The organism is Clostridium sp. (genome assembly GCF_036643715.1).
Lineage (GTDB): Bacteria > Bacillota > Clostridia > Clostridiales > Clostridiaceae > Clostridium.
The window spans coordinates 1-23,515 of record NZ_JAVXRL010000044.1 but is presented as its reverse complement, the minus strand read 5'-3'; the positions used below and the strand labels follow the sequence as shown (position 1 = coordinate 23,515).

The 23,515-nt window shown below is 28.0% G+C and carries 25 protein-coding genes and 1 other annotated feature; of the genes, 5 read left to right on the top strand and 20 right to left on the bottom strand.

From position 1 onward, the window contains the following. Window positions 1–203 precede the first annotated feature (203 nt). Window positions 204–1,115, bottom strand: a complete 912-nt coding sequence (locus RSF37_RS11745) for a D-alanine--D-alanine ligase (RefSeq protein ID WP_332564593.1) — start codon at window positions 1,113–1,115, stop codon at window positions 204–206. Window positions 1,116–1,270: 155 nt separating this feature from the next. On the opposite strand from RSF37_RS11745, the gene RSF37_RS11740 reads away from it, so the two are divergent. Then, window positions 1,271–2,167, top strand: coding sequence for a DMT family transporter (locus tag RSF37_RS11740; RefSeq protein ID WP_332564592.1), 897 nt, complete (start codon window positions 1,271–1,273; stop codon window positions 2,165–2,167). Window positions 2,168–2,211: 44 nt separating this feature from the next. On the opposite strand, the gene nth is transcribed toward RSF37_RS11740, so the two are convergent. The 8 genes from nth to RSF37_RS11700 form a co-directional block, all read right to left on the bottom strand. Beyond that, the gene (gene nth / locus RSF37_RS11735) at window positions 2,212–2,847 is read right to left on the bottom strand and encodes an endonuclease III (RefSeq protein WP_332564591.1); all 636 of its coding nucleotides are present in this window, start codon (window positions 2,845–2,847) and stop codon (window positions 2,212–2,214) included. An 88-nt stretch (window positions 2,848–2,935) separates the two neighbouring features. Then, window positions 2,936–3,640, bottom strand: a complete 705-nt coding sequence (locus tag RSF37_RS11730; RefSeq protein WP_332564590.1) for a lysophospholipid acyltransferase family protein — start codon at window positions 3,638–3,640, stop codon at window positions 2,936–2,938. Window positions 3,641–3,696: 56 nt separating this feature from the next. After that, window positions 3,697–4,680 carry a tRNA epoxyqueuosine(34) reductase QueG gene (gene queG, locus RSF37_RS11725; protein WP_332564589.1) on the bottom strand — a complete coding sequence of 328 codons (984 nt, stop codon included), beginning with the start codon at window positions 4,678–4,680 and terminating at the stop codon, window positions 3,697–3,699. 32 nt (window positions 4,681–4,712) lie between these two features. Further along, window positions 4,713–5,315, bottom strand: a complete 603-nt coding sequence (gene epsC / locus RSF37_RS11720; protein WP_332564588.1) for a serine O-acetyltransferase EpsC — start codon at window positions 5,313–5,315, stop codon at window positions 4,713–4,715. A 15-nt stretch (window positions 5,316–5,330) separates the two neighbouring features. Continuing rightward, entirely contained in the window at window positions 5,331–6,236 is a 906-nt protein-coding gene (cysK, locus tag RSF37_RS11715; RefSeq protein WP_332564587.1) for a cysteine synthase A, read from the bottom strand. A gap of 61 nt (window positions 6,237–6,297) precedes the next feature. Continuing rightward, window positions 6,298–6,542, bottom strand: a binding site (T-box leader). 150 nt (window positions 6,543–6,692) lie between these two features. Beyond that, on the bottom strand, window positions 6,693–7,952 hold the full coding sequence (locus RSF37_RS11710) for a magnesium transporter (RefSeq protein ID WP_332564586.1): 1,260 nt from the start codon (window positions 7,950–7,952) through the stop codon (window positions 6,693–6,695). Between the two features lie 294 nt (window positions 7,953–8,246). After that, a complete protein-coding gene (locus RSF37_RS11705) occupies window positions 8,247–8,621 on the bottom strand; it encodes a hypothetical protein (protein WP_332564585.1) in 375 nt (124 codons plus the stop codon). A 332-nt stretch (window positions 8,622–8,953) separates the two neighbouring features. Continuing rightward, window positions 8,954–9,835 carry a YegS/Rv2252/BmrU family lipid kinase gene (locus RSF37_RS11700; RefSeq protein WP_332564584.1) on the bottom strand — a complete coding sequence of 294 codons (882 nt, stop codon included), beginning with the start codon at window positions 9,833–9,835 and terminating at the stop codon, window positions 8,954–8,956. 245 nt (window positions 9,836–10,080) lie between these two features. Here RSF37_RS11700 and pssA point away from each other — a divergent pair, with 245 nt between their 5' ends. Further along, window positions 10,081–10,620, top strand: a complete 540-nt coding sequence (gene pssA, locus RSF37_RS11695) for a CDP-diacylglycerol--serine O-phosphatidyltransferase (protein ID WP_332564583.1) — start codon at window positions 10,081–10,083, stop codon at window positions 10,618–10,620. 46 nt (window positions 10,621–10,666) lie between these two features. Here the strand turns inward: pssA and RSF37_RS11690 are convergent, their stop codons facing one another. From RSF37_RS11690 to RSF37_RS11665, 6 genes are all read right to left on the bottom strand, one after another. Then, window positions 10,667–11,059 carry a hypothetical protein gene (locus tag RSF37_RS11690; protein WP_332564582.1) on the bottom strand — a complete coding sequence of 131 codons (393 nt, stop codon included), beginning with the start codon at window positions 11,057–11,059 and terminating at the stop codon, window positions 10,667–10,669. Window positions 11,060–11,194: 135 nt separating this feature from the next. Then, the gene (locus tag RSF37_RS11685; RefSeq protein WP_332564581.1) at window positions 11,195–11,440 is read right to left on the bottom strand and encodes a hypothetical protein; all 246 of its coding nucleotides are present in this window, start codon (window positions 11,438–11,440) and stop codon (window positions 11,195–11,197) included. A 19-nt stretch (window positions 11,441–11,459) separates the two neighbouring features. After that, window positions 11,460–11,996: a rubrerythrin family protein gene (locus RSF37_RS11680; protein WP_332564580.1), complete on the bottom strand. Its 537-nt coding sequence runs from the start codon at window positions 11,994–11,996 to the stop codon at window positions 11,460–11,462. A gap of 47 nt (window positions 11,997–12,043) precedes the next feature. Then, window positions 12,044–13,429, bottom strand: coding sequence for a SpoVR family protein (locus RSF37_RS11675; protein WP_332564579.1), 1,386 nt, complete (start codon window positions 13,427–13,429; stop codon window positions 12,044–12,046). Continuing rightward, complete coding sequence (yhbH, locus tag RSF37_RS11670) at window positions 13,430–14,608, bottom strand: sporulation protein YhbH (protein ID WP_332564578.1); 1,179 nt, start codon at window positions 14,606–14,608, stop codon at window positions 13,430–13,432. Between the two features lie 9 nt (window positions 14,609–14,617). Then, window positions 14,618–16,540 (bottom strand): PrkA family serine protein kinase, encoded by a 1,923-nt coding sequence (locus tag RSF37_RS11665; protein WP_332564577.1) that lies wholly within the window; start codon window positions 16,538–16,540, stop codon window positions 14,618–14,620. Window positions 16,541–16,860: 320 nt separating this feature from the next. On the opposite strand from RSF37_RS11665, the gene RSF37_RS11660 reads away from it, so the two are divergent. Next, complete coding sequence (locus RSF37_RS11660) at window positions 16,861–18,258, top strand: L,D-transpeptidase family protein (RefSeq protein WP_332564576.1); 1,398 nt, start codon at window positions 16,861–16,863, stop codon at window positions 18,256–18,258. 95 nt (window positions 18,259–18,353) lie between these two features. Beyond that, window positions 18,354–18,932 (top strand): manganese efflux pump MntP, encoded by a 579-nt coding sequence (locus tag RSF37_RS11655; RefSeq protein WP_332564575.1) that lies wholly within the window; start codon window positions 18,354–18,356, stop codon window positions 18,930–18,932. Window positions 18,933–19,016: 84 nt separating this feature from the next. Here RSF37_RS11655 and recQ read toward each other — a convergent pair whose 3' ends face one another. The 5 genes from recQ to RSF37_RS11630 all read right to left on the bottom strand — a co-directional run bounded on the left by recQ (window position 19,017) and on the right by RSF37_RS11630 (window position 22,915). After that, window positions 19,017–20,783, bottom strand: a complete 1,767-nt coding sequence (recQ, locus tag RSF37_RS11650) for a DNA helicase RecQ (protein ID WP_332564574.1) — start codon at window positions 20,781–20,783, stop codon at window positions 19,017–19,019. 109 nt (window positions 20,784–20,892) lie between these two features. Then, window positions 20,893–21,405, bottom strand: coding sequence for a hypothetical protein (locus tag RSF37_RS11645; RefSeq protein WP_332564573.1), 513 nt, complete (start codon window positions 21,403–21,405; stop codon window positions 20,893–20,895). An 82-nt stretch (window positions 21,406–21,487) separates the two neighbouring features. Next, window positions 21,488–22,252, bottom strand: a complete 765-nt coding sequence (locus tag RSF37_RS11640) for a MerR family transcriptional regulator (RefSeq protein ID WP_332564572.1) — start codon at window positions 22,250–22,252, stop codon at window positions 21,488–21,490. 97 nt (window positions 22,253–22,349) lie between these two features. Then, the gene (locus RSF37_RS11635) at window positions 22,350–22,598 is read right to left on the bottom strand and encodes a hypothetical protein (RefSeq protein ID WP_332564571.1); all 249 of its coding nucleotides are present in this window, start codon (window positions 22,596–22,598) and stop codon (window positions 22,350–22,352) included. A gap of 59 nt (window positions 22,599–22,657) precedes the next feature. After that, window positions 22,658–22,915: a hypothetical protein gene (locus RSF37_RS11630; protein WP_332564570.1), complete on the bottom strand. Its 258-nt coding sequence runs from the start codon at window positions 22,913–22,915 to the stop codon at window positions 22,658–22,660. Window positions 22,916–23,082: 167 nt separating this feature from the next. Here RSF37_RS11630 and RSF37_RS11625 point away from each other — a divergent pair, with 167 nt between their 5' ends. After that, window positions 23,083–23,499 (top strand): OB-fold protein, encoded by a 417-nt coding sequence (locus tag RSF37_RS11625; RefSeq protein WP_332564569.1) that lies wholly within the window; start codon window positions 23,083–23,085, stop codon window positions 23,497–23,499. Window positions 23,500–23,515: the final 16 nt, after the last annotated feature.

The following is a 23,515-nucleotide window of genomic DNA, read 5'->3' as shown; positions in this document are numbered from 1 at the left end:
TAAATATATATTTACCTATTTCTTTCGACTAACTTCTATGTAATTTGACTTTATTGTTGTTCTACTAGTACAACCTAAACAACAACTAATTAGAACATTACAATAAGATGTTTTATTTTATACAACTACCCTCACATCCCAATCCCATATATAAAATAAACAAAAGAGCTGATATCCCAAAAAGGTATATCAGCTCGCAATTACTATCTAACTTCTTTTAAAGATGCTTCAATAATATTATCTATTAATCCACTATAAGAAATATTCTTACCTGCTGCACTTTTTGGGAATAAACTATTTTTAGTCATTCCTGGAAGCGTGTTAACTTCTAATATATAAGGAACCTTATCTTCTGTAACTATCATATCAACTCTTGCATAAACTGCACACTTTAATGCTCTATATGTTGCAAGTGCCATACTTAAAACTTCATTATGTAATTCCTCTTCTAAGTTTATAATGAATTCGTCAGCACCGCCATCTTTATACTTAGACTCATAGTCAAAAAACTCTGAGTTTGGTTTAATTGCTACTACTGGATACATTTCATCACCAAATACTGGGCAAGTTATCTCTTCACCTTTTATAAACTTTTCTATCATAACTTCGCTATCCCATTTAAAACCTTCTTCAACTGCATTTAACACCTCATCTTTTCCTTTAATGATAAATGTTGCAACACTTGATCCTCCGTGAGTTGGTTTAATGACAACTGGATAACCTAGTTCTTCTATTTCTTTATAATCTATTTCTTCTACACTTCTTAAATTTATCCAAGGCGCTGTTCTAATACCAGCTGATTCTAAAAGACTTTTTGACATATCCTTATCCATACAAGCTGCACTACTTAATGGTCCGCATCCTGAATAAGGTATATCTAGTACTTGTAATACAGATTGAACAGTTCCATCTTCACCAAATTGTCCATGAAGTGCTAATAGCGCAAAGTCTATTTTTTCATCTCTAACTTTATTTATTATATCTTCTTTTTTATCTATAACAATCTTAACAACTTCGTATTTATTTCTATCAATATTTTCTAAGATTGATTCCCCACTATTTAGTGATATCTCTCTTTCAGATGAGATACCTCCCATTATGACTCCGACTTTCATTATTGTACCTCCAAATGTATGTTTTTTAAATTTTCAACTTCTAATATTATAGCACTACTTTTTATTAAAATACATATGTTTAACTTGTTATTTGCATTCTAACTTATAATAGTATACTCTATTCATATAAAACTTTATAAGGAGATTTTAAACATATGAAAGAAAAAAACAAAGCTATTTTACTCATAATAATATCAGCACTATCCTTTGCTTTCATGAGTACTTTCGTAAAGCTTTCCGGAGACATTCCTTCAATTGAAAAAAGCTTTTTCAGAAACTTAGTAAGTTGCGTAGTTGCATTTTACATAATAGTTAAAAGTGGTGACAGTCTTTTTGGTAAAAGAGAAAATAGAAAGTATCTTTTAGGAAGAGCACTTTTTGGTACGCTTGGAATAATAGCTAACTTTTATGCAATAGATAGATTAATATTAGCTGATGCTAATATGCTAAATAAATTATCACCATTCTTTGTAATAATATTTTCTTTTATCTTTTTAAAGGAAAAAATTACACCAAAGCAAATAATGATATTATGCGTTGCATTTTTAGGAAGTTTATTTATAATAAAACCTTCATTTAGTCTTGAAGTTATACCTGCAATTATAGGAGTATCTTCAGCTGTATGTGCTGGTGCCGCTTATACTTTCGTTAGATTTTTAGGACCAAGAGAAAAAGGTCCAACAATAGTTTTCTTTTTCTCATTTTTTTCGATTGTTTCAACCTTACCATTTTTAATAGTTGATTTTACACCATTTACTAAAATACAATTATTTTATTTATTAATGGCAGGTGTTGCAGCTTCCGTCGGACAATTTGCTTTAACTGCTGCATACAAACATGCGCCAGCAAAAGAAATTTCAATTTATGATTATACTCAGATAATATTCTCCGCCGTAATAGGCTTTGTAATATTTAATCAACTTCCTGACAAATATAGCTTCCTTGGATATTTCTTAATACTTGGAGCTTCAGCAGTAATGTTTATATATAATAATAGATTAAATATTAAAGCTGCAAAAGTACAAAGCGATATAACTAAAAATCAAAGTTAATTAATATACAAAAAGAACTCCTGAATTTCAGGAGTTCTTTTCTATTACATATACTTTTTCTTATCTTCCCATTTACATTTATGATTTAATGGGCACTCAAAACATTTTGGTCTTTGAGAGGAACAACATCTTCTTCCATGAAAAATCAAAAGATGATGAGTAAGGCTCCACTCTTTTTTAGGAAGCTCCTTCATAAGCTCTTTCTCAACTTCTAACACATTATCTGAATGTGCTAAATCCAATCTATTTGCAACCCTAAAAACATGAGTATCTACTGCTATTGATGGCACTCCAAAAGCATTAGATAATACTACATTAGCAGTTTTTCTTCCAGCTCCTGCAAGTGATACTAGTTCTTCCATAGTCTTTGGAACTTCACCATTAAAATTTTCTTTAAGTTGTCTACACATTAAAACTAAATTTTTAGACTTATTTCTATAAAGTCCTATTTGTTTAATTCTTTTCTCTAAATCTTCATTAGTTAATTCTAAAAAAGAATCTACATCAGGATATTCTTTAAATAACTCTTTAGTAACTTCATTAACTTTCTTATCAGTAGTTTGAGCTGATAAAATAGTTGCAACTAAAAGTTGAAATGGAGTTTCATAATTAAGCTCACATTTTGCATCTGGATAAGTTTCCTTAAGTATTTCTATTATTTCTTTAGTTCTCTTTTTCATAAATTCTACCTCATTTTTTCATAGTAATCCCATCTTATATTCCAAAGAAACCCGCTATAAAAGCGAGTTTCTAAAATTCATTATATTTTTACTTATATACGCCTCTATAGCTTTCTGGTAATTCATTAGCTATTGATTTCATAAGCATTTCCATACATCTATCATCATGTTCATGCTTAGTTTCTTCTTTTTCTTTCTTTGGAAGAATAACAGGTGCCCCAATATTTATTTGAACATCAGCATCATGCCATACTTCTCCACCCATATCACCTTCAGTACATATAGGTAATAATTTATCTGTTCCGCTCATTCCAATTGGAATTACAGTTGCATTCTTTATTTTTGCAAGTAATAAAACGCCTTTTTTACCTTCTATCATTGCCCCAGTTCTGCTTCTAGTTCCTTCTGGGAATATTAAAAGACTTTCTCCAGCTCTAACTGCTTTAACCATCTTTGTCATGGCTTCTTTGTCAGCTGTATTTGGTCTTATTGGAATATTTTTAACCATTTTCATTCCTATATTTGTTATAGGATCCGCTGATAACTTTACTCCTGCAACAAAATATGGGTCAAAATCTTTCTTTAATACCTTATTTAAAATTAATCCATCTGAATTACTTAAGTGATTACAAATAAATACTACAGGACCTTCTATCTTTTTAAGATTTTCGTATCCATTAACATGTATATTTGCATACTTTTTTATGTATCTATCTGTTATCTTCTTTCCGGTAAATACCACTAAACTTTCTGGTAATACCCCTATAACTTTTACCATAAATGGTGATAACATAAGATATTTCACCTACTTCCTACTAATTAGTCTACAATATATTATATTCTACATAACTATAAAAGTCTATCTATATAACTCTTTATATATGGGGATTCACTCCTAATATCATCAATTGCTTCCATCTTATACTTCTTTTTTCGAATTATTGCATTTCGTATTAAAGTATTCTTTCCTCTCCATCCACATGAAGTTATTTTGTAGCTTTCCTTAAAGTCTTTATTGTTAAGATTAATTATACTATTATAATTGTCAGTTTTCATAAAATCCAAAGGATAAAATTCTTTTAATTTACTCCTACATATATCTTCATTATATGGACACTTATTTTGACAACTATCGCATCCAAAAATTCTACCATTTAGAAGATTTATTTCATTATCACTTAACTCTTTCTTTTGAGTTAAATACGATAAACAAATATTAGGATTTTTTCTATTCTTATTAATAGACTTCGTTGGGCATTCATTATAACATATAGTACACTCATTGCAGCTTTTAAATTCATTTATTTGTATTAAAGTAGTTTTATCTTCATTAAAGATTTCTAAATCAGTTATTATTTCTCCTAAAAAAATATATGAACCATATTTTTCAGTAATAACCATATTATTTTTTCCAATGAATCCAATACCACTAAGTGCTGCAATATATCTTTCAGGTAAAGTATTACTATCTACAAAAGATATACATTCCCCACCTAAATCTTTAATAAATTCGCATATTTTACTTAAGTAACTATGAACTACATTATGGTAGTCCATACCCTTTGTATAAATAGAAAAACCATTATCACAAGTATTTTCCTTACTATTGTATGGAAAAGCTATTGAAATTATGGTCTTTCCATTTTCCATATAAGTCTTCATAGGATTAATTCTTTTTGAAATATCAGATTCCTCAAATTCATTTTGAATTAAAAGCTTTTTTCTATTCTCATAAAACTCAGTAAGTTCACTAAACTCCCTGCATTTTATAAATCCAACTAAATCTAAATTTATTGATTTACAAAATTCTATAATCTTTTTTTGTTTATCCATGTTTTATTCTTTTCCTTTTTTTCTTATCATCATTATCTAATTATATTACTTATTTCAATAACGTTATTAATTGTTTCTTCTTCATCTATATCATTATCTACTTTGACATCTTTTACATCAGTTTTCTTTACGATAATCCTAGCTGGTATTCCAACTGCTGTTGAATTATCAGCTACATCTTTTAAAACAACTGAATTAGCACCTATTTTAACATTATCTCCAATTTTAATAGGTCCTAACACTTTAGCTCCTGCACCTATTATAACATTATTACCAACTGTTGGATGTCTCTTACCTTTATCTTTTCCTGTTCCACCAAGAGTAACTCCATGATATATTGTAACATTATCAGCTATTTCTGCCGTTTCACCAATTACAACTCCCATTCCATGGTCTATAAATAATCCTTTTCCAATAGTTGCACCTGGATGTATCTCAATCCCAGTGAAAAACCTTGTTGTTTGTGATAATAATCTAGCTAAAAAGAACATCTTATGATTATATAGCTTGTTAGCTAACCTATACATAATAATAGCATGAACACATGGATATAAGAAGAATACTTCTATTTTACTCCTAGCTGCTGGATCCTCTTTTAGTATTCTATTTAAATCATATTTTAATTTTGTAAACACAGCTTTTATTCCTCCTTACTCGTATAAGCCCATTGAAATATACTTTTCTCCTCCATCTGGTGCTATTAAAACTATTTTCTTGTCTTTTCCTATTTCCTTGGCAATATTTTTAGCAACATGTATTGCACTTCCTGCTGATATACCAACTAATATACCTTCAGTTTCAGCAAATTCTTTTGCTGCTTTAAAAGCATCTTCATCTGTTACTGTAACTATTTTGTCTATATATTTGCTTTCATAAATTGATGGTATGAATCCTGCTCCAATACCTTGAATTTTATGTGGTCCTGGATTTCCACCACTTAATACTTTTGAGGATTCAGGTTCAACTGCAATTGTTGTAATATTTTTTAATTCTTCTTTTAATTTTTTTGATACTCCAGTTATTGTTCCACCAGTTCCAACTCCGGCAATAAATACGTCAACATCCTTTATATCCTTTAATATTTCTTCTGCTGTTGTTTCATAATGTTTAATTTTATTTGATTCATTATCAAATTGACTTGGTATAAAGTAACCTGGCTCTTTACCTAGTTCTTCTGCCTTTTTAATTGCACCTTTCATTCCAAGCTTTCCTTCTGTTAAAATAAGTTCAGCTCCATAAGCTTTTATTAATGCTCTTCTTTCTTCACTCATAGTTTCTGGCATTACAATTATAACTTTATATCCTTTAAGTTTACCTATCATTGCAAGGGCTATACCAGTGTTACCACTTGTTGGTTCAACTATAATATCTCCTGTATTTAAAGCGTTAGCTTTTTCTGCTCTTTCAATCATTCCAAGTGCTGCTCTGTCTTTTACACTTCCAGTTGCATTAAACTTTTCAAGTTTAACATAAATATCTGCGCTATTTTCGTCTTCCTTTTTCAGTTTTAATACCGGTGTGTTTCCTATTAATTCTAATACGCTGTTATAAATCATCTTAATACCTCCATTGAAATAACTAATTATTTTTTTATATAAAAAAACTCCATCTCTAAACTATAGAGACGAAGTAAACTTCCGCGGTTCCACTCTAATTGAATTAGTAATTATACTAATTCCTCTTAATATTCTGGCACATATAATACCATATCACTATAACGGGTGAATCCGGATAACCTTACTATAATTTCAGATAATCAACTCCAAAGGGCACTTCATATAAATTCTTGATAGAAAGCTCTCAGCACTTCTTTCCTCTCTGTAATCTTCCTTTAAACTACTTTCCTCTTTCACTGTTTTTAATTCAGAGTAATTTGATAAACTTTATATTCTTATTATATGCTTATCATTGTTTTTGTCAACAAATATTTATGAAAAAAATAAGTAAAAGCAAGATAGTAAGTCTATGATTAATTAAAAACTTATTATCTTGCTTTATATATCAATTTCTTATTATGCTTTTCTATTTTTCTTCTTCCATGAAGTATATAAATATTCATCTATAATATCATGAATAATAACTATACCAACTAACTTATCATCTTCATCAACAACTGGTATTGATAATAAATCATATTTTGTTGTAAGCTCTATTGCTTCTTCTACATTATCATAATTTTTAAGATACTCAAAATTAGTATCCATTATGTCTCGTAATTTATTTTCGCCTGGACTTAAAATAAGATCTCTTAAAGAAATAATACCTTGTACTTTATCTTCATTGTCAGTTATATAAATATAATACATATTTTCTTCGTCTGGCTCAGTCTCTTTTAAAATATCAACTGTCTCTTGAACTGTTATATCTAAGTTTAATGATATAAAATCTTTTGCCATAATACTACCTACAGATTCATCTTCGTATTCAAGAAGTTCTTTAACCTCTTCAGCATCTTCTTTTTCAAGATTCACTAATATTTTTTCTCTCTCTTCTTCATCAAGTTCATCTAAAAGGTCAGCGATTTCATCACTTGGCATATTCTCTAAAAGTTCTGCTGCTTTACTTTCTGATAATTCTTTAAGAATTTTACCTTTATATTCTTGATCTAATTCTTCAAGTGCATCAGCTGCTAGATCTTCATCTAAAGATTCAAATACTTGCTTTCTTGATTTACTATCAAGTTCTTCTAAAATATCAGCAAGGTCAGCTGGGTGAAGTTTCGATAGTTTTTGGTATGGAATTTGAAGCTTTAAATCATTATTTATCATTTCTAATGATTCAACATCATCCCACATTAAAACTGTATCTTCATAGTTCTTTCCAATTATTTTATATATAAACTTAGCAAAGACACCAAGTCCCATTCTTCTATATTTAGCTAGTGGACCTGTCTCAACAGCCACTACTCTATATTCTCCTGCAATTTTTGCAATTCTTAAATCATCAACTCTAACGACCTGTTTACCATTAATATCAACAATTTTCTTATCTAAAAGATGTCTTGATAAAAGATAACTATACGTTCTTGGAAGTATTTCTTTACTTCCCTTAGTCTTTATAATTACTTTTCCTTCATCATCATAAAAATTAATATCTCTAAACTCATAATGATATATTGAACCATCTCTTCTAACTTTATAGCCTATTATTCTAGGATATCCATCTTCTGTTGTTACGTAAACATCTCTAAGTGTTCCCATAACATCGCCAAATTCATCATATATTTTATTGCCTAATATATTTGTATATAAAAATACTGTTAACTGCTTCATTATAATAGCCTCCTCCTCATGCCTCAAGGATAGAAACTCTCATAATAAAATATTAAAACTTAATATTAATAAACAGAGGTACTACTCCACAAGACATGTTATTGAGTTTTGGTTTCTCACTTAATTGAGGTCCACCCTCCATTTAAAAACACCACCTTTTTTTTGTTAATTTATTAGTTATTAGACGTGAAAAAAACGGCCTTGTATAACACAAAACCTTAATTTGTTTCAAATAATACAATTTATATATACCTATATTATATATAAGTACCCCCTATAAAGGCAACATTTTTTTCACTTTATTGCTTTAAAAGTATTTAATGACTTATTTATTATAAATATTAAAAGTAGTTCTGAAACTACTACATATGGGAAAATCCATATTTTTATTGTTATTGCTAAGCTTTCTATAATAAAAATAAATGTTATTGCTATTATTAAAATAATATTCCACTTTTTTGAGTTCTTTTTATCTATTAAAAGTAATCCTGTTAATAAGAAAGCCCCAAGTAATACTATCATTAAAATACTGACTAATTTACTATTTGAAAGTTCCATTATATATCCGAACTGTAAATCCACTCTAACAATAGCTTTATTTAAAGTTATTGTTAGTAAGTAAAAAGCAGTTATTATTAAAGCTATAATATAGTTTGTATTAAAGCTCATATTATCAAATCTAAAATTCACATAATATAATATAGAAATTAATATTGGTACATATAAATAATTTAGATTAATGAAGTATTTTAAATAGTATATAAAATACGCATCTTTTATAACACACATCAATAATAGAGTTATACTTCTTAAAGAAAATAAAGTAAGACTTGCTATAAGAAGTACTTTTATCTTTTTAGGTGCTTTATTATATGATTTATGTATTAAAAACAAAGTAAAAAAAAGTATAGATAATAAAATGATATAATATATAAGGTTCATTTCCCGTACACTCCTTAAAAATCTATCTATTATCTATACTTATTAATAATTATTTTGTATTATTCCTTTAATCCTAAAACTTCTATTCCACCTTCTATACATTGTATTCTTAATGGGAAGTCCGGTCCCTTTTCACCATCTATATCAGTAACTATATCTTCATTGCATTCAATTATTACATCATCAGTTTTAAAGTAAACAACTTTATTTGAATCTAAGTGATCTCCCCTTAAAACTTTTAAAAATAATGGTAATAATTCTATAACAGGAACGGCTTTAAATAGTATTAAATCAAGCATTCCATCTTGAGCATCTGCTCTTGTTGCTAAATTTAAATTACCAGCAGTTTTACCATTAAAAACTAATAGCAAGTACATTTCTCCGTCATAGTTATACTGTTTTGATTTTATGTTAATTTTTAACTTCCTAAAATTAGGCAGTTCTTCTATACCTTTAATATAATAAGCAAGTTTTCCTATTGCATTTTTTAGGTGAACATCCGTTTTTTGTGATACATCAGTAAAAAGACCAGTACTTGCAACATTTATAAAATACTTCTCATTAATTTTACCTATATCAACTTTTTGTGGCTTTGAATTAACAATTTGTGTGCATGCCTTTGATATATTTTGTGGCATCTCAATAAATTTTCCAAAGTCATTTGCTGTACCAACTGGAAGTATCCCTATTGGAAGCTTAATATTCCTTTTCATCATAGCATTTAAAACTGAATCTACAGTTCCATCTCCTCCAGCTATAAGAATATATGCATAGCTATTGTCGATACAATCTAATGATTCTATTATATCTTTGCCTCTTTCTATCATATATGGCACTATTTGATATCCCGCATCTTGGTGAATTTTTATTACGTTGTTTAGTTCATTTAAAATAGCATTTTCCCCCGAGTACGGGTTATAAATAAAACGTACCTTTTGCATTATAATTATTCCTCCTCATTATAGTAGCATTACTTTTAATTATACATTCGCTTCCTATTATTGTCTATAAAATCATATCTTAATTTTATGCTATAGTACCTGTTTAAATATATTTACATATTGATATTTTAATTCTTAATACTACCTAAAGATTTTCTTAAACTAGTATTTTTCCCTTATATTATAATCATTTGTATGCTATAATTACATACTGTAAGTTATTTAAGATTTTTAGGAGTGGTTATATGAAAAAAAGTTGTATTCCTAATGTATTTACCTTTATTAATTTATCATGTGGGGTATTATCTTTATTATCAACATTCGAGGGTAAATATGTTCAATCTGCTTTACTAATATTATTAGCTGGTTTTGTAGACAGATATGACGGAAGAGTTGCTAGATACCTTCAAGTATCAAGTGAACTTGGAAAAGAGTTAGATTCTTTAGCTGATTTAGTATCATTTGGAGTTGCGCCTTCAATATTGATATTTGTTTTATTCGGTTTAGAAGGATTTGGACCATTCGGATTATTTGGTTATGCTATACTTTTAGCTTTCCCAATTTGTGGAGCTTTCAGATTAGCAAGATACAATACTTCTGATTTTGATGGAGTATTTAAGGGTATACCAATTACGATTGCAGGTTGCTTTATGGCTTTCTTTGCTTTAATAATAGCGTATTTCTTTAAAGCAAACATAACATCTGTAATGATGGTAATAGCAGTAATATTAATGATATTAGGTTCTTACCTAATGGTAAGTACAATTAAGTTGAAAAAATTATAATATTGGTTATTTTATATCCTAGAATTTTTATTAATTCTAGGATATTTTATTTTTCAAAGTCATCTTCTTCCTCTCTCTCTGTGTGATGATTATTAAAAAAATTTAATTCATTATTTATTTCTGTTTGAATCACATCATTTAATTCATTCTTAACCTTTTTCTTTTCATAATTTAAAGATACAACCTCATTTTTAATTTTACTAAATTTTATATAGCTGTACTCATAGTCATCCATAACTTCAACTATTCTATCAATTAATTTACCGACTTCATCTGCTCTATCTAATGCCCTTTCAACATCTTTAGTCCTTCTAACTGGAAGTATATTAACATCAACAGCACCAGCTATTAATAATCTATATGAATCTACTAATGTTTTTAAAAGGTCACTCATTTTAATCAATTCAGAAAAATGATCATCCATAACTTTATTATGCATAAAATACCTCCTAAAAAATAAGAGCTATATCAACTTAAATTCTAAAAAAAGCCTAAAAATATGAAGTATAACATTAAATTAAGTTACCAAAATATTTTTAGACTTCTTCTAGTTTTTCTGATACGCTCCTACATTTTATTTATAAGTGCAATCTCTTGCAAATTCATCATCAAAAATTTTCCACTTTGATAAATCATTTAACAAATCTTTATCTTCTACAATTTTACTTTCAAAAAAATTTATAGTTTCATTATCCCTTTTGTCGTTTGAGGAACAATCTTCTCTTGTGTTATCTAGTTCTATAAACTCTTTCATAAAAGTATCAGAACTTTCAATAACTCTTAAGAAGTATTCTCCATTACTTGGAAATCTACAATACATAAAATAGCCTCCTAAAAGTTTATTCTTTCTTACAGTATGGCATGAAGTATTCTCTCTTATATTTACATAATGGACAAACAAGTGGTGCTTCAGTACCTTCATGAATATATCCACAGTTCATACATTGCCAGTAAGTTACTTTATCAGATTTAAACATTTTATCATTCTTTATTCTTTCCGCTAAAGATAAAAATCTTTTTTTATGACTATCTTCAACTTCACGAAGTTCTTTATAAAATGCTGCTATTTCTTTAAATCCTTCTTCATTTGCAACTCTTTCAAATTCTTTATATATGTTTTCATCCTCTTCTTTTTCTCCCATTGCTGAATCAATTAGATTTTCTTCAGTAGATCCTATTTTCTTTAAATATCTTTTAAAAGATTCTCTTGCATGCGCATATTCATTTGCTGCTGTTTCATCAAATATTTCTCCGACCCATCTATATCCTTCTTCTCTTGCAGCTTCTGCATATAAATTATATTTATTTCTAGCTCTTGATTCACCAGCAAATGTTTTATAAAGATTTTTTTCTGTATTACTTCCTTTTAAATTCATTTATATTTCCTCTATACTAATTGGTTACATTTATAATTTATTCAAACTTATTTAATTTTGTTACAATCTGATATTGCAACTTTTCCGTTATCACATATAAATGCAAAACTTTCACCATTTCTATCTTTAGTATTAAGTCTTACCCTATCACCCCAAAGTCGTCCTATATACCTTAAAGTTTCTTTAGCATATGATAGTTCTAGTTCCCTGCCATCAAAAACGTGCTCTAAAGTTAGAGTGTTATCTCTTTTATTTAAATCTATAACTCGTATATGGGGGATACTTCCTATACCTGATGCAAAAGCTAAACTATCCCTTATACTTTCCCATCCTCTATCATCTGCAACCTCTTCTATGACAAAATCAAAACTCCTCTTTCCATATTGGAATAAATTAAGTTCTTCGCATAATTCACGTGTAAGGTATCTTCTAAGGAAAGATGAATCCCTCTCAATTTCTCTAACTTCAAATATTTTTTCTCTTCCACATCTCTTTTCTAAATCCATAAATATTTTAAATCCTATATAATATGGATTAAGTCCACCTTCAACTGGAGCTACAACATCATTATGCCTCTTTAAAAATTCAAGATATAAACCTTCATTTAAGTTTAACTCTTTAAGTATTGTATAATGACAGAAACATGCCCATCCCTCATTCATTGTTTTTGTTTCAATCTGAGGCATAAAATATTCTGTTTCTCTTTTTACAATAGTTAATATATTTCTCTCAAATTCACTTAACTTTCCATGCTTAATTATAAATCCAACAACATCATCACGCGGTTCTAATGGTATTTTATCCACTTCCGGTGGTTCTATTTCTTTATCCATATCTAAAAATTCTCTATTTGAAATAGCATCTTTATAATCTTTTATCCTTCTAGTTCTTATTTCAGAATCACTAAGTTCCTTAACTCCTATACTTCTTCCGATACTATATCTTATTGCATGTGCTGCATCTAATACCTTTTCAACTTTTTCATACCCTACATTAGGATCATTTATATAGCCTCTTATTATTTCTGCATCAAGCTTAAACATTTCAAGGGCTCTATTTGCATTAGTTCCTTCTCTAAACAGCCTATTATTCTTAAAGAAATCATTATGACCATAAACATGAGCCATTGTTAATATTTGTAGTAATAATGTATTATCTTTCATAAGGTATGCAAGACAAGGATTTGAGTTTATTACCATTTCATAAGGAAGCCCTGTAAGGTTTAATGAATATAGAGTTTTATTTTTTTCATATGATTTACCATAACTCCAATGAGGATACTTAGATGGCATCCCAACATAAGCTTCATATCCTATCATCTCGTTAAAGCCAATTACTTCAAACTCCTGTGGATAATAATTTAATCCTAATTTTTTTGCTTGTTCTTCTATCTTATCATTCCAAACTTTTAAATCACTTAAATTATATTCCATTTAAGTTTCCTCCTCCATTTCCTTACTAAGCATAACTTTTAAAGCTTCCCACATGTCCTTTTTCTCCTTAACAATAACAGGAGTAAAGTTATCTTCATTTATTTCTTTCTTAAATCTATAATACATAGTTGTTGAGTAAGTTGATGGCAGTAACTCTGCATATCCAAACATATTACTAAAGCTACAAAGCTCTTTTACTGCTGTCATTGCTTTCTCATTATCTTCAGTCCAGTTATCCCCATCACTTGCGTATACAGGATATATATTCCACATATCCTTTGGATAATCTTCTTTTATTATATCTAGAGCCATATTAAGTCCACTTGATATATAAGTTCCTCCCGATTCTGCTTTATGGAAAAATTCATATTCATTAACTCTTTTAGCAACTGTTGTATGAGAAATAAACTCAAATGCTAAATTATTATATTTTCTTCTCAAAAATCTTGATAATACGAAGAAGAAAGATCTAGCTAAATACTTCTTTGTACTGTCCATAGATCCGGATACGTCCATTATAAAAATCATAACAGCGTTACTTTCTCTTCTAGGTTTTTGCTTAACTCTATAATATCTTAAATCCTCTTCTCTAAATGGGAACCTTGTAACTCCTGAAGGGTTTTCTCCCTCTTCCATTAGTGCTCTCTTCTTCCCTTGCTTTCTAGCTATTTTTGACATTACTGTTTTCTTTTTAGCAAGTCTTGGTCTTATTCCATACCTTTGATATCCATTTCTTCTACCAGCACTTTCTGATATTATTTCTGAATATTTCTTTCTATCTAAATTGGGAAGATTTAAATCTTCCACAATATAGTCTAGTAGTTCCTCTAAAGTTATTTCAGTATCATATACTTCATCGCCTTCAGAGTTACCTGCACCTTTTCCACCTTGTCCTTGATTTGGTTTCCCTTGTCCTAACTTATCCCCTCTTTTTTCTTCCCCAGTTCCTGTTGCAACTCCTTTAGAGTTTTTACCATAAACAAACTGATATTCTTTAATCCCTCTTATAGGAATTTTAAACTTTTTATTTTTACCTTCTCCAATAATGCTTTCCTCTGATAAAATATCTCCTAAATTTTCTTTAATGGACTTTTCTACTAATTGCCTGTGCCTTCTTCTATCTTCTATAGATCTATCATGATCTACTGGATTTATCGTGTTATCTCTAAAGATTGCCATAACCTCTAATTAATCCTTCCACAAATTGTTAGCAGCATACTTTAAGATTACATCACAGCAATGTAGGCAGTAACCATTTCTTTGCATTTCTTCTACCATAGCATTATATTTTTCAGTTTGCTCTTTATCTCTAACTCTTGATTTAGTTATTATTCTTGAAAGATCCTTAACTGAGGTTATAAGTTTCTTTTCTATAGCTTCTTTAATTGGCTCGTAAGATGTATAATCCATTTTTCCACCATTTCTTACTAAATAGAACATATATGATGTTACATCTGCTCTAAAGCCTTTAGCTGATGATTCAGACACTCCTATTTGCTCTTCTATACTTCTCATGAATTCTTCATCTGGATTTAATTCTTCTCCAGTTGAAGTATCTTTAATTTTACTCTTATTTACAAAAGCTTCTGCATTATCTATATAATTATTAAATAGGCTTTCAGCTTGCTCTCTAAATGAATGGATGAATGCCTTTGTTATTTCTTTTTCTAAAATTTTGTTATATTCTTTTCTTATCGTATCTTGTATAAATCCTAAATATCTCTTCTTATCATCAGATCCAATATCCATTTCTTTTACTGATCTAATTATGCTTTCCATAATACTTAATGGATTTATACAGTTATGCTCTGAATTTGAAAGTGCATTATCAATTGTTTTAATTATAAATCTAGTTGATATACCTTTCATTCCTTCATAAGAGCCAGCTTCTTCACGTAATTCTGATATATCAATTCTCTTTGTTGATCCCTTTTCTACTATTTCTTCACCATTATATATTTTAAGTTTTGTTGTTGGATCAACTTTATTTGAAGCAGTAAGTCTTGAAAGTATTGCAAACATTGCAGCTATTTCTATTGTATGAGGTGCAATATGAGCATTAAAACTACTCTTCTTTAATATTTTTTCATATATTTTCTTTTCTTCATCAAGTTCTAAACAATATGGAACTTCAATTTTTACTATTCTATCTAATATAGCCTCATTTGTGTGATCTGCCTTAAATTTATTCCATTCAGCTTCATTTGAGTGAGCAACTATAACACCATCAAAATAGATCATTGAACCTTTACCTGGTGATGGAATTGACTTCTCTTGTGTGGCTGTAATGATTGTATGAAGATATTCAACATCATTTTTAAATACTTCTATAAATTCAACCATTCCTCTATTACCAACATTAAATGCACCGTTTAATGAGAATATTCTAGGGTCATCTTCTGGATACATATCCATTTTTGAAATATCAATTGAACCTGTAAGAATTGAAGTATCTTGGTTATTCGGATCAACTGGTGGTACTACCCCAACTCCCTTTCTTGATCTAATTGAAAAGCTCTTTTTAGTAACAGGCATATCTTCATATTTACCTTTATACTCATTCATAAGTCTATATCTACATACAGGACAAAGATCTCCTTCAATTTTAACGCCTAAAAGTTCTTCAAACTTAGGTCTTAAATGTTTAGGTATTAAGTGAAGTGGTTCTTCATGCATAGGACATCCGTCTATGCTATATATTGATTCACAAGATTCTAGTGCTTTTTTTAGTGATTCAACTAAAGAAGACTTACCAGCACCAACTGGTCCAACTAAATAAAGTACTTGTCTTGCTTCTTCTCCTTTCATTGCAGCTGAATGGAAATAGTTAACTAATTTCATTAATACTTTATCAATCCCAAAGAAGTTATCTTTAAAGAATCCGTATTGTCTTATAACATCATTTCCATATATCCTCTTAACTTTGTAATTTTCTTCTCCCTTTAATGTTTCAACCCCCATTGCATGTATTGTGTCATAAATTCTCTTATGAGATAACTTTGCAATATCCGGGTTTTGCTTAACTAATTCTAAATAATCTAAAAATGTACCATTAAACCTTTCCTTTTCTCTACCTTCTCTATCAATTTGAATAAATTCCTTAAAATCCATAATCTACTCCCTCCCTTTACTTAAAATATATTCACTATATTTACTAATCTATGACAAAAAAACTAAATTAGAAATTTTTATTTTGTTGATTAAAAATTTTATAACAGTTGTTTTCTATCATTATTATTACTTTTATACCAATATTATGTAATTTTATTTTCAATTCAAATAATTAATAATATTTAAATTCTGAAATTTTAACCATTTTGTAGTTTTATATTTATAACTTAAATGATAATATAATAAATGTCGTACAAATTTTAAATTATTTAATAGTATAACTATTGTAATTATTAATAGTTTTGGAGAGAGTTGTTGTTATGAAAAAAGACATTATAAAAAAAATCACAGATAATAAACTTATTGCTGGTATTACAATTTCACTATTTACTCTTTTAGTTTTATATTTATGTATATCAATTTATTTTACTAAGCATTTTTATTTTAAAACTGAAATAAACGGAATAAATGCTTCTTGTAAAACAGTAGAAGAAGTTGAACAAGCTCTATCTCACGGTGCTGACTCATATTCATTAGAATTAGTCGGAAGAGATAATACAAATTCAAAAATAACTGCATCTGATATTGATCTTAAATATAATCCTAACGGTAAAATTGAGGGTTTAAAAGATAGTCAAAATCCATTTGGATGGATTAGTTCAATATTCAAAAAATACACTTACGAAGCCCCTGGGGTAATTTCTTATAATAAAGAGAAATTAGAAGAATATTTTAATAGTTTACCTTATTTCGATAAAGATACTTTAGTTAAACCAAAGAATGCAAGCTTCAAATATACTACAAGTGGTTATGAGATAGTTCCTGAGGTTTATGGAAATAAAGTAAAAGCTTCTGTTTTATATAATGATGTTGTTAATTCAATAGTTAATAGAGAAACTACTTTAAATTTAGATTCTTCAAATTGCTATGAAAATCCAACATATACATCTAAATCAGAAGAAGTTATAGAAGCTAAAAAACAATTAGATAAGTATATATCAGCAAAAATCACTTATACAATAGGTGATTATACAGATATTGTTGATGGATCATTAATTCATAACTGGCTAAATGTTAGCAAAGACATGAAAGTTTCAATTGATGATAGTAAAGTTCAAAACTTTGTAGTTTCACTTGCTAATAAATATAATACAGCTGGTAAAACAAGAGACTTCAAATCATCAACTGGTAAAAATGTAAAAGTTAGCGGTGGTTCTTACGGATGGAAAATTAATGTTTCAGAAGAGACAAGCGCTCTAGAATCTCTTATAAAAAATGGAGAAACTACTACAAAAGCACCTATTTATGCTCAAAAAGCAAAAGTTCACGGACTATCAGATATAGGTGATACATTTGTTGAAATTGATTTATCAAAACAACATTTATGGTTCTATAAAGATGGTTCTCTTGTTGCACAAGGTGATGTAGTTACAGGAAATGAACGTAACAAAACTGGTACTCCACCTGGAGTTTACAGCCTAAACTATAAAGAAAAAAATGCTACTTTAAAAGGAGAAAATTACAGTACACCTGTTGATTTCTGGATGCCTTTTAATGGTGGTATTGGTATGCATGATGCAAAATGGAGAGATAAGTTTGGAGGAGAAATCTATAAGACAAGCGGTTCTCACGGATGTGTAAACTGTCCTCCTGAACTTGCAAAAACAATATTTGAAAATATTGAACCTGGTACACCAATAGTTTGTTATTTTGAATAATAAAAAAATATAGTGTATAAGAAAAGCCTACTAATGTATTCTTAAACATTAGTAGGCTTTTAAATTTATTATAATATATGAGGAGGATTTTAACATTGGCTTTTTTAACAGCTTTAATTTTTAGTATATCTTCCAATTTAGATAATTTAGTTATTGGTATTTCTTACGGATCTGAAGAATTAAAAATACCTTTTTCATCAAATCTTATAATAGCTATAGTATCTACAACTGGAACATTTCTTTCTATGTCTTTAGGAAATTACATAACTAATTTTTTACCAAACTACATTTCAAATTTAATTGGAGCTGTAGTTATATCTTTAATAGGACTTTATTTTATAATGCAATCTATTACTGACGATTTAAAAAATAAAAATTCTAAAACCAAAGTAGAAGTATTTAAAAATGGATATTGCACAACAATTAGTTCTAAAGATACTTTTTTCCTTGCCCTATCTTTAACTTTTAACAATCTAGGTACAGGGATAGCCGCTAGTGTAACCGGTATAAGTATTTATCTTGTAACGCTACTTACTTTTATTTTTAGTATTTTAACTATTTTAATAGGACAATCTTTAGGTGATCATGTTCTTGGTAAATTTCTCGGTAAATATGCATCATTTATCTCAGGATTACTTTTATTTATCCTAGGAATAATTGAGATATTAAATTAAAAAAAGAAGGTTACCCTTCTTTTTTTATAATTTACGACTTCAAATTAAGCATTCTAAAATAATTGTATCATAGAATGAATTTACTTACATTTTTTTAGTAATTATATCTAATAACTCTCTACCATATTTTTTAATTTTCTTTTCTCCCATTCCTCTTATGTTCATAAGAGCCTCTTCATCTTTTGGTTTAATATTTGAAATATCTATTAATGTTCTATCTGAGAAAATTATATAAGGTCTTATATCTTCTTTAATAGCTTTTATCTTTCTCCAAGATTTTAATGCATTATATATATCTTTATTTAATATAGTATCTTCCATTCTTTCAAGCTTCATAAATACTCTTTCTTCTGCCTTTAATATTTTAATAGAACTATTATTTAATATAAGCATTGAGTAAGTTCCAGGCTTTAGATCAATATATTTCAAAGCTAAAAGATTCTTAATTATATCTCTTATAAAACTACTACTATACTCTTTCATAAGTCCAAATGTTGTAACTTTATGAAGATCATACTTAGTAACTTTAGGTCCTCTTATTCCTCTTAATATATCAATTAAAACTGATACTCCAAATCTTTCTCTAGTTCTAAATATTGTTGATAATATTATTTGAGACTCCCGAGTAAAATCTTTTATATCTTCACTGTTTAAGCAATTAGAACAATTGTTACAAAAGTTTGTTATGTATTTATTTCCAAAATATTTAAGTATATATTCTCTATAACACCCTTCAGTTTCGGCATATTCAACCATTTCTTGAAGTTTTCTAAGTGCTATTTCACGTCTACTTATTATGCTACTTTTATTTATTAGAAACTCAACTCTTCTTATGTCATCTCTTGAATAAAAAAGATAACAGTCGCAAGATTCTCCATCTCTTCCCCCTCTACCAATCTCTTGGTAATAAGTTTCTAAGTTTTTAGGAATTGATGCGTGCACTACAAATCTTACATTAGATTTATCAATTCCCATCCCAAAAGCATTTGTTGCAATCATTACATTCTTTTTCTCAAACAAGAAGTCTTCTTGTGATTTTTCTTTAAGCTCCTCTTTCATTCCAGCATGATATTTAAGTACGCTATAACCTAAATCATTTAACCTTGCATAAATTATATCTACTTCCTTTCTTGAAGTACAGTATACTATTCCTGACTCATCCTCGTGGCTTCTTATAATATCTTTAAGTTCTTCCTCTTTATCTACTTCCTTTAAGACAGTAATATTTAAATTACTTCTATTGATATCACCTAAGTAATTATAAGGATTATGTAACCCTAGAAGCTTAATTGCATCTACTCTAACTTCTTCCGTTGCTGTTGCAGTAAATGATGAAATTACAGGCCTTTCTTTAAGACTTTCATAAAAAGGTTTTATGTATCTATAACTCTTTCTAAAATCATGACCCCACTCTGATACACAATGGGCCTCATCAATTGCTATATGGGATATATTTAAATCTTTTATTATATTTTTAAAATAGTTTGATTCAAGTCTTTCTGGCGCTATATATATTATTTTATAAATACCAAGTGATGCATCCTTTAAAATCTCTTTGATTTTATCATTGCTTATACTACTATTTATATAAATACCATTAATTCCATTCTCTTTTAGCCCATCTACTTGATCTTTCATAAGTGAAATAAGTGGTGATATTACAAGTGTTATTCCATCAAATATAATTGCTGGTATTTGATAACATATAGATTTTCCACCACCTGTAGGCATTAAAATAAATGAATCTCTTTTATTTAAAATTGTATTTATTATTTCAAGTTGACCTTCTCTAAAGCTATCATAACCATAAAATTTCTTAAGTGCATGATATACCCTTTGAGTGTTATTCATAAATTCACCCTCACTTTCCTATATTATAAATATAATTAACTTTCTAATATGAGTAAAGTTAATTTTCATAATATAATAAAGTTTTTAAAAAATAAGAGCAATTGAATTATCAATTGCTCCAGTTAATATAATTTTTCAATATTATATAAACACTATAAAATATTAATATAGCTCCAAAATAAGTAAACCATAAACTTAAGTTATATTTATGCCAAATAGTTGTCTCAACTAACTTCACATAGCCTTCTAAAGGCGCCCACTCAGTTACATTTAAAGTTAATATTTCTGGTGTCTTATTTTCCTTTAAAAATTCTCCTTTTATAAAGAATTTTCTTTTCTCTGATTTTCTTATTCTATAATTTGAGATTTCTTTATATGGGATATTACCAACTATTTTAACTTCGGAAAAATTTATATTACCTAATCTATTTACACTTGCATACCTCTTTATATAACCAGAACCTTTTATAACGACTAAGTTTTCATTACTACTATCATACTCAACATGCAAATTTATTTTATTCTCATCAAAAAGACTAGGATCATATTCTTTTTTATATGGCAATAAGGGGATTATTATCATAATAATTAAAATAACTATATTTAAAACAACCCTTTTCACAACTCCTACTCCTTTAACTAAAATTTTTATTCTGTAAATCTCTTTATATATTTATATAAGTAAAGTTATGAATTTATTAAGGTTATTTTAAATTATTGCAATATATTTCTATAGCTTCGCTTAAAAACGCACTTAGCCCCTCTTTTGTTCTATCTATATTTTTGGTAAATCTATCATCCTGAATATACATTTGTCCAAGACCTTCAAATATTTCTAAAGTGCAATTATAAAATTTATCGTTTATAAATTGCCTCCACGCTTCTACTAATTCTTGAACTTCTAAGCTATCTGCACCCTTATCCATATTATCCCCAATAGATTTAAATATGCTTTCCATCTCCTTATATATATCTTGCCAATCTTCTTTTTCATACTTTATAGTCTTTTCTACACTTTCTTTATATGCATCACTTTCTCCATATTTCTCTTTAGTCTCTTTTGCATACTTCTCTTTATGTTTTTCTATTTCAGTTATATCAAATCCATTAAACATTTCTTTTTTATTCATTTTCTCTCCTCCTCTAATTTCACATAAACTTTTATCTAAAGATTCAATAATATCTTCAATCCTCTTTTTTTCTTTAAACAAAAGTTCTTTTTGCATCTCTAAGGCATACTCCCTGTCAAACCCATTACTATCTAATATTTCACTTATTTCTTTTAATGAAAATTTTAGTTCTTTAAAAAATAATATTTGCTGAAGTCTATAAAGTTTACTATCATCATATAGCCTATATCCTGACTCTGTTATACTTGATGGTTTTAGTAGACCAATCTCATCATAGTAATGTAATGTTCTAGCACTTACTTTTGCAATACTTTTAATATCTTTTACTGTATAGTCCAATACTCTCCCTCCATTTACTATAAATTTCTTTCATAAATATATAGTAATCTATTACGCAGCGTTATAGTCAAGTAATTATTTATAAAAAAAATAGACCCTATAAAGGTCTATATTTATATCCACCATCTCTATTTGGTATAATTTTAATTTTTAAAACATCAGTAAGCTTTTCTAAACTCTTAATACCATTTATGTATTTCATATCTTTTGACTTTAATAATTTACTTATCATGTCTAAAGTGTCTTGCTTTTGCTCACTATTTATTCTTTCACCCTTTAAGCAAATTCTATTTATGTAAGTTAATGTTTCCCATATTTGTTCTTCTGTTATTCTATTTATATCCATAAGAACCCATGTGAAATCTTTTTTTCTTTTATTATTAGGATATGCACCTTTGAAGAATTCTATAAAAGTATTTTCTTTTTAGGATCTATGTCTTTAACATATTTTGAAAGTTCTTTTTTTAAATTGTTTTTAAGATACATTATTGTATTTGTTTTAACTACTGTTATCATATTTTCAATACTATTATATACTTCTGTATATAATTCTTGCATCTCTTCTTCATTTAATTCATCCTTTTTAGATTTTATTACTTGAATACTATCTAAAATATTCTTTTTAGTGTTTAATTCTTTTCCATATATATCTTTTAAATTCATTTAATCGCTCCTTCTTTGTGTAATTAATAATTACCCATTCTTTATATGATATCAAATATAACTTTTATTTAAAAGAAGTTATTTTATAATCTTTTGAATATATATTCCTTAATTATGTAAATACTAACCATAAATCTAATTTTATACAATTTAAGGAGGCTTTCTATATGAAATTCAGAAAGTTATTTGTAGTACTTCTAGTATTTATTATTTTTTTAGGTTTTGGAATATATTTCTTTAAAGATAAATTTAAAGATGAAGACTCTATAGTAAATAATGCTAAGGCAAATGATATTTCATTCGTTACTCCAAAAGATATTGAAAAATCTTTAAAAGCTGACGATACAGATTATTATAATAATAAAATTCTTCAAGTTATAGGAGAGGTTAAAAGTGTATCAAAAGATACACATACAGTAATTTTAAAGTCTGATGAAGATTCAATTGAAGTTACTTTCCAAGAAGATCAAGATTTATCTAATATTAAAGAAGGCTCTTTTATATCCGTACGCGGTCTTACTAAACCACCACTTTCAAAGGAATTTATTTTAAGACTTAAGTCGTCAATTATCTCAATTAAATAAATTATATATATTTTTA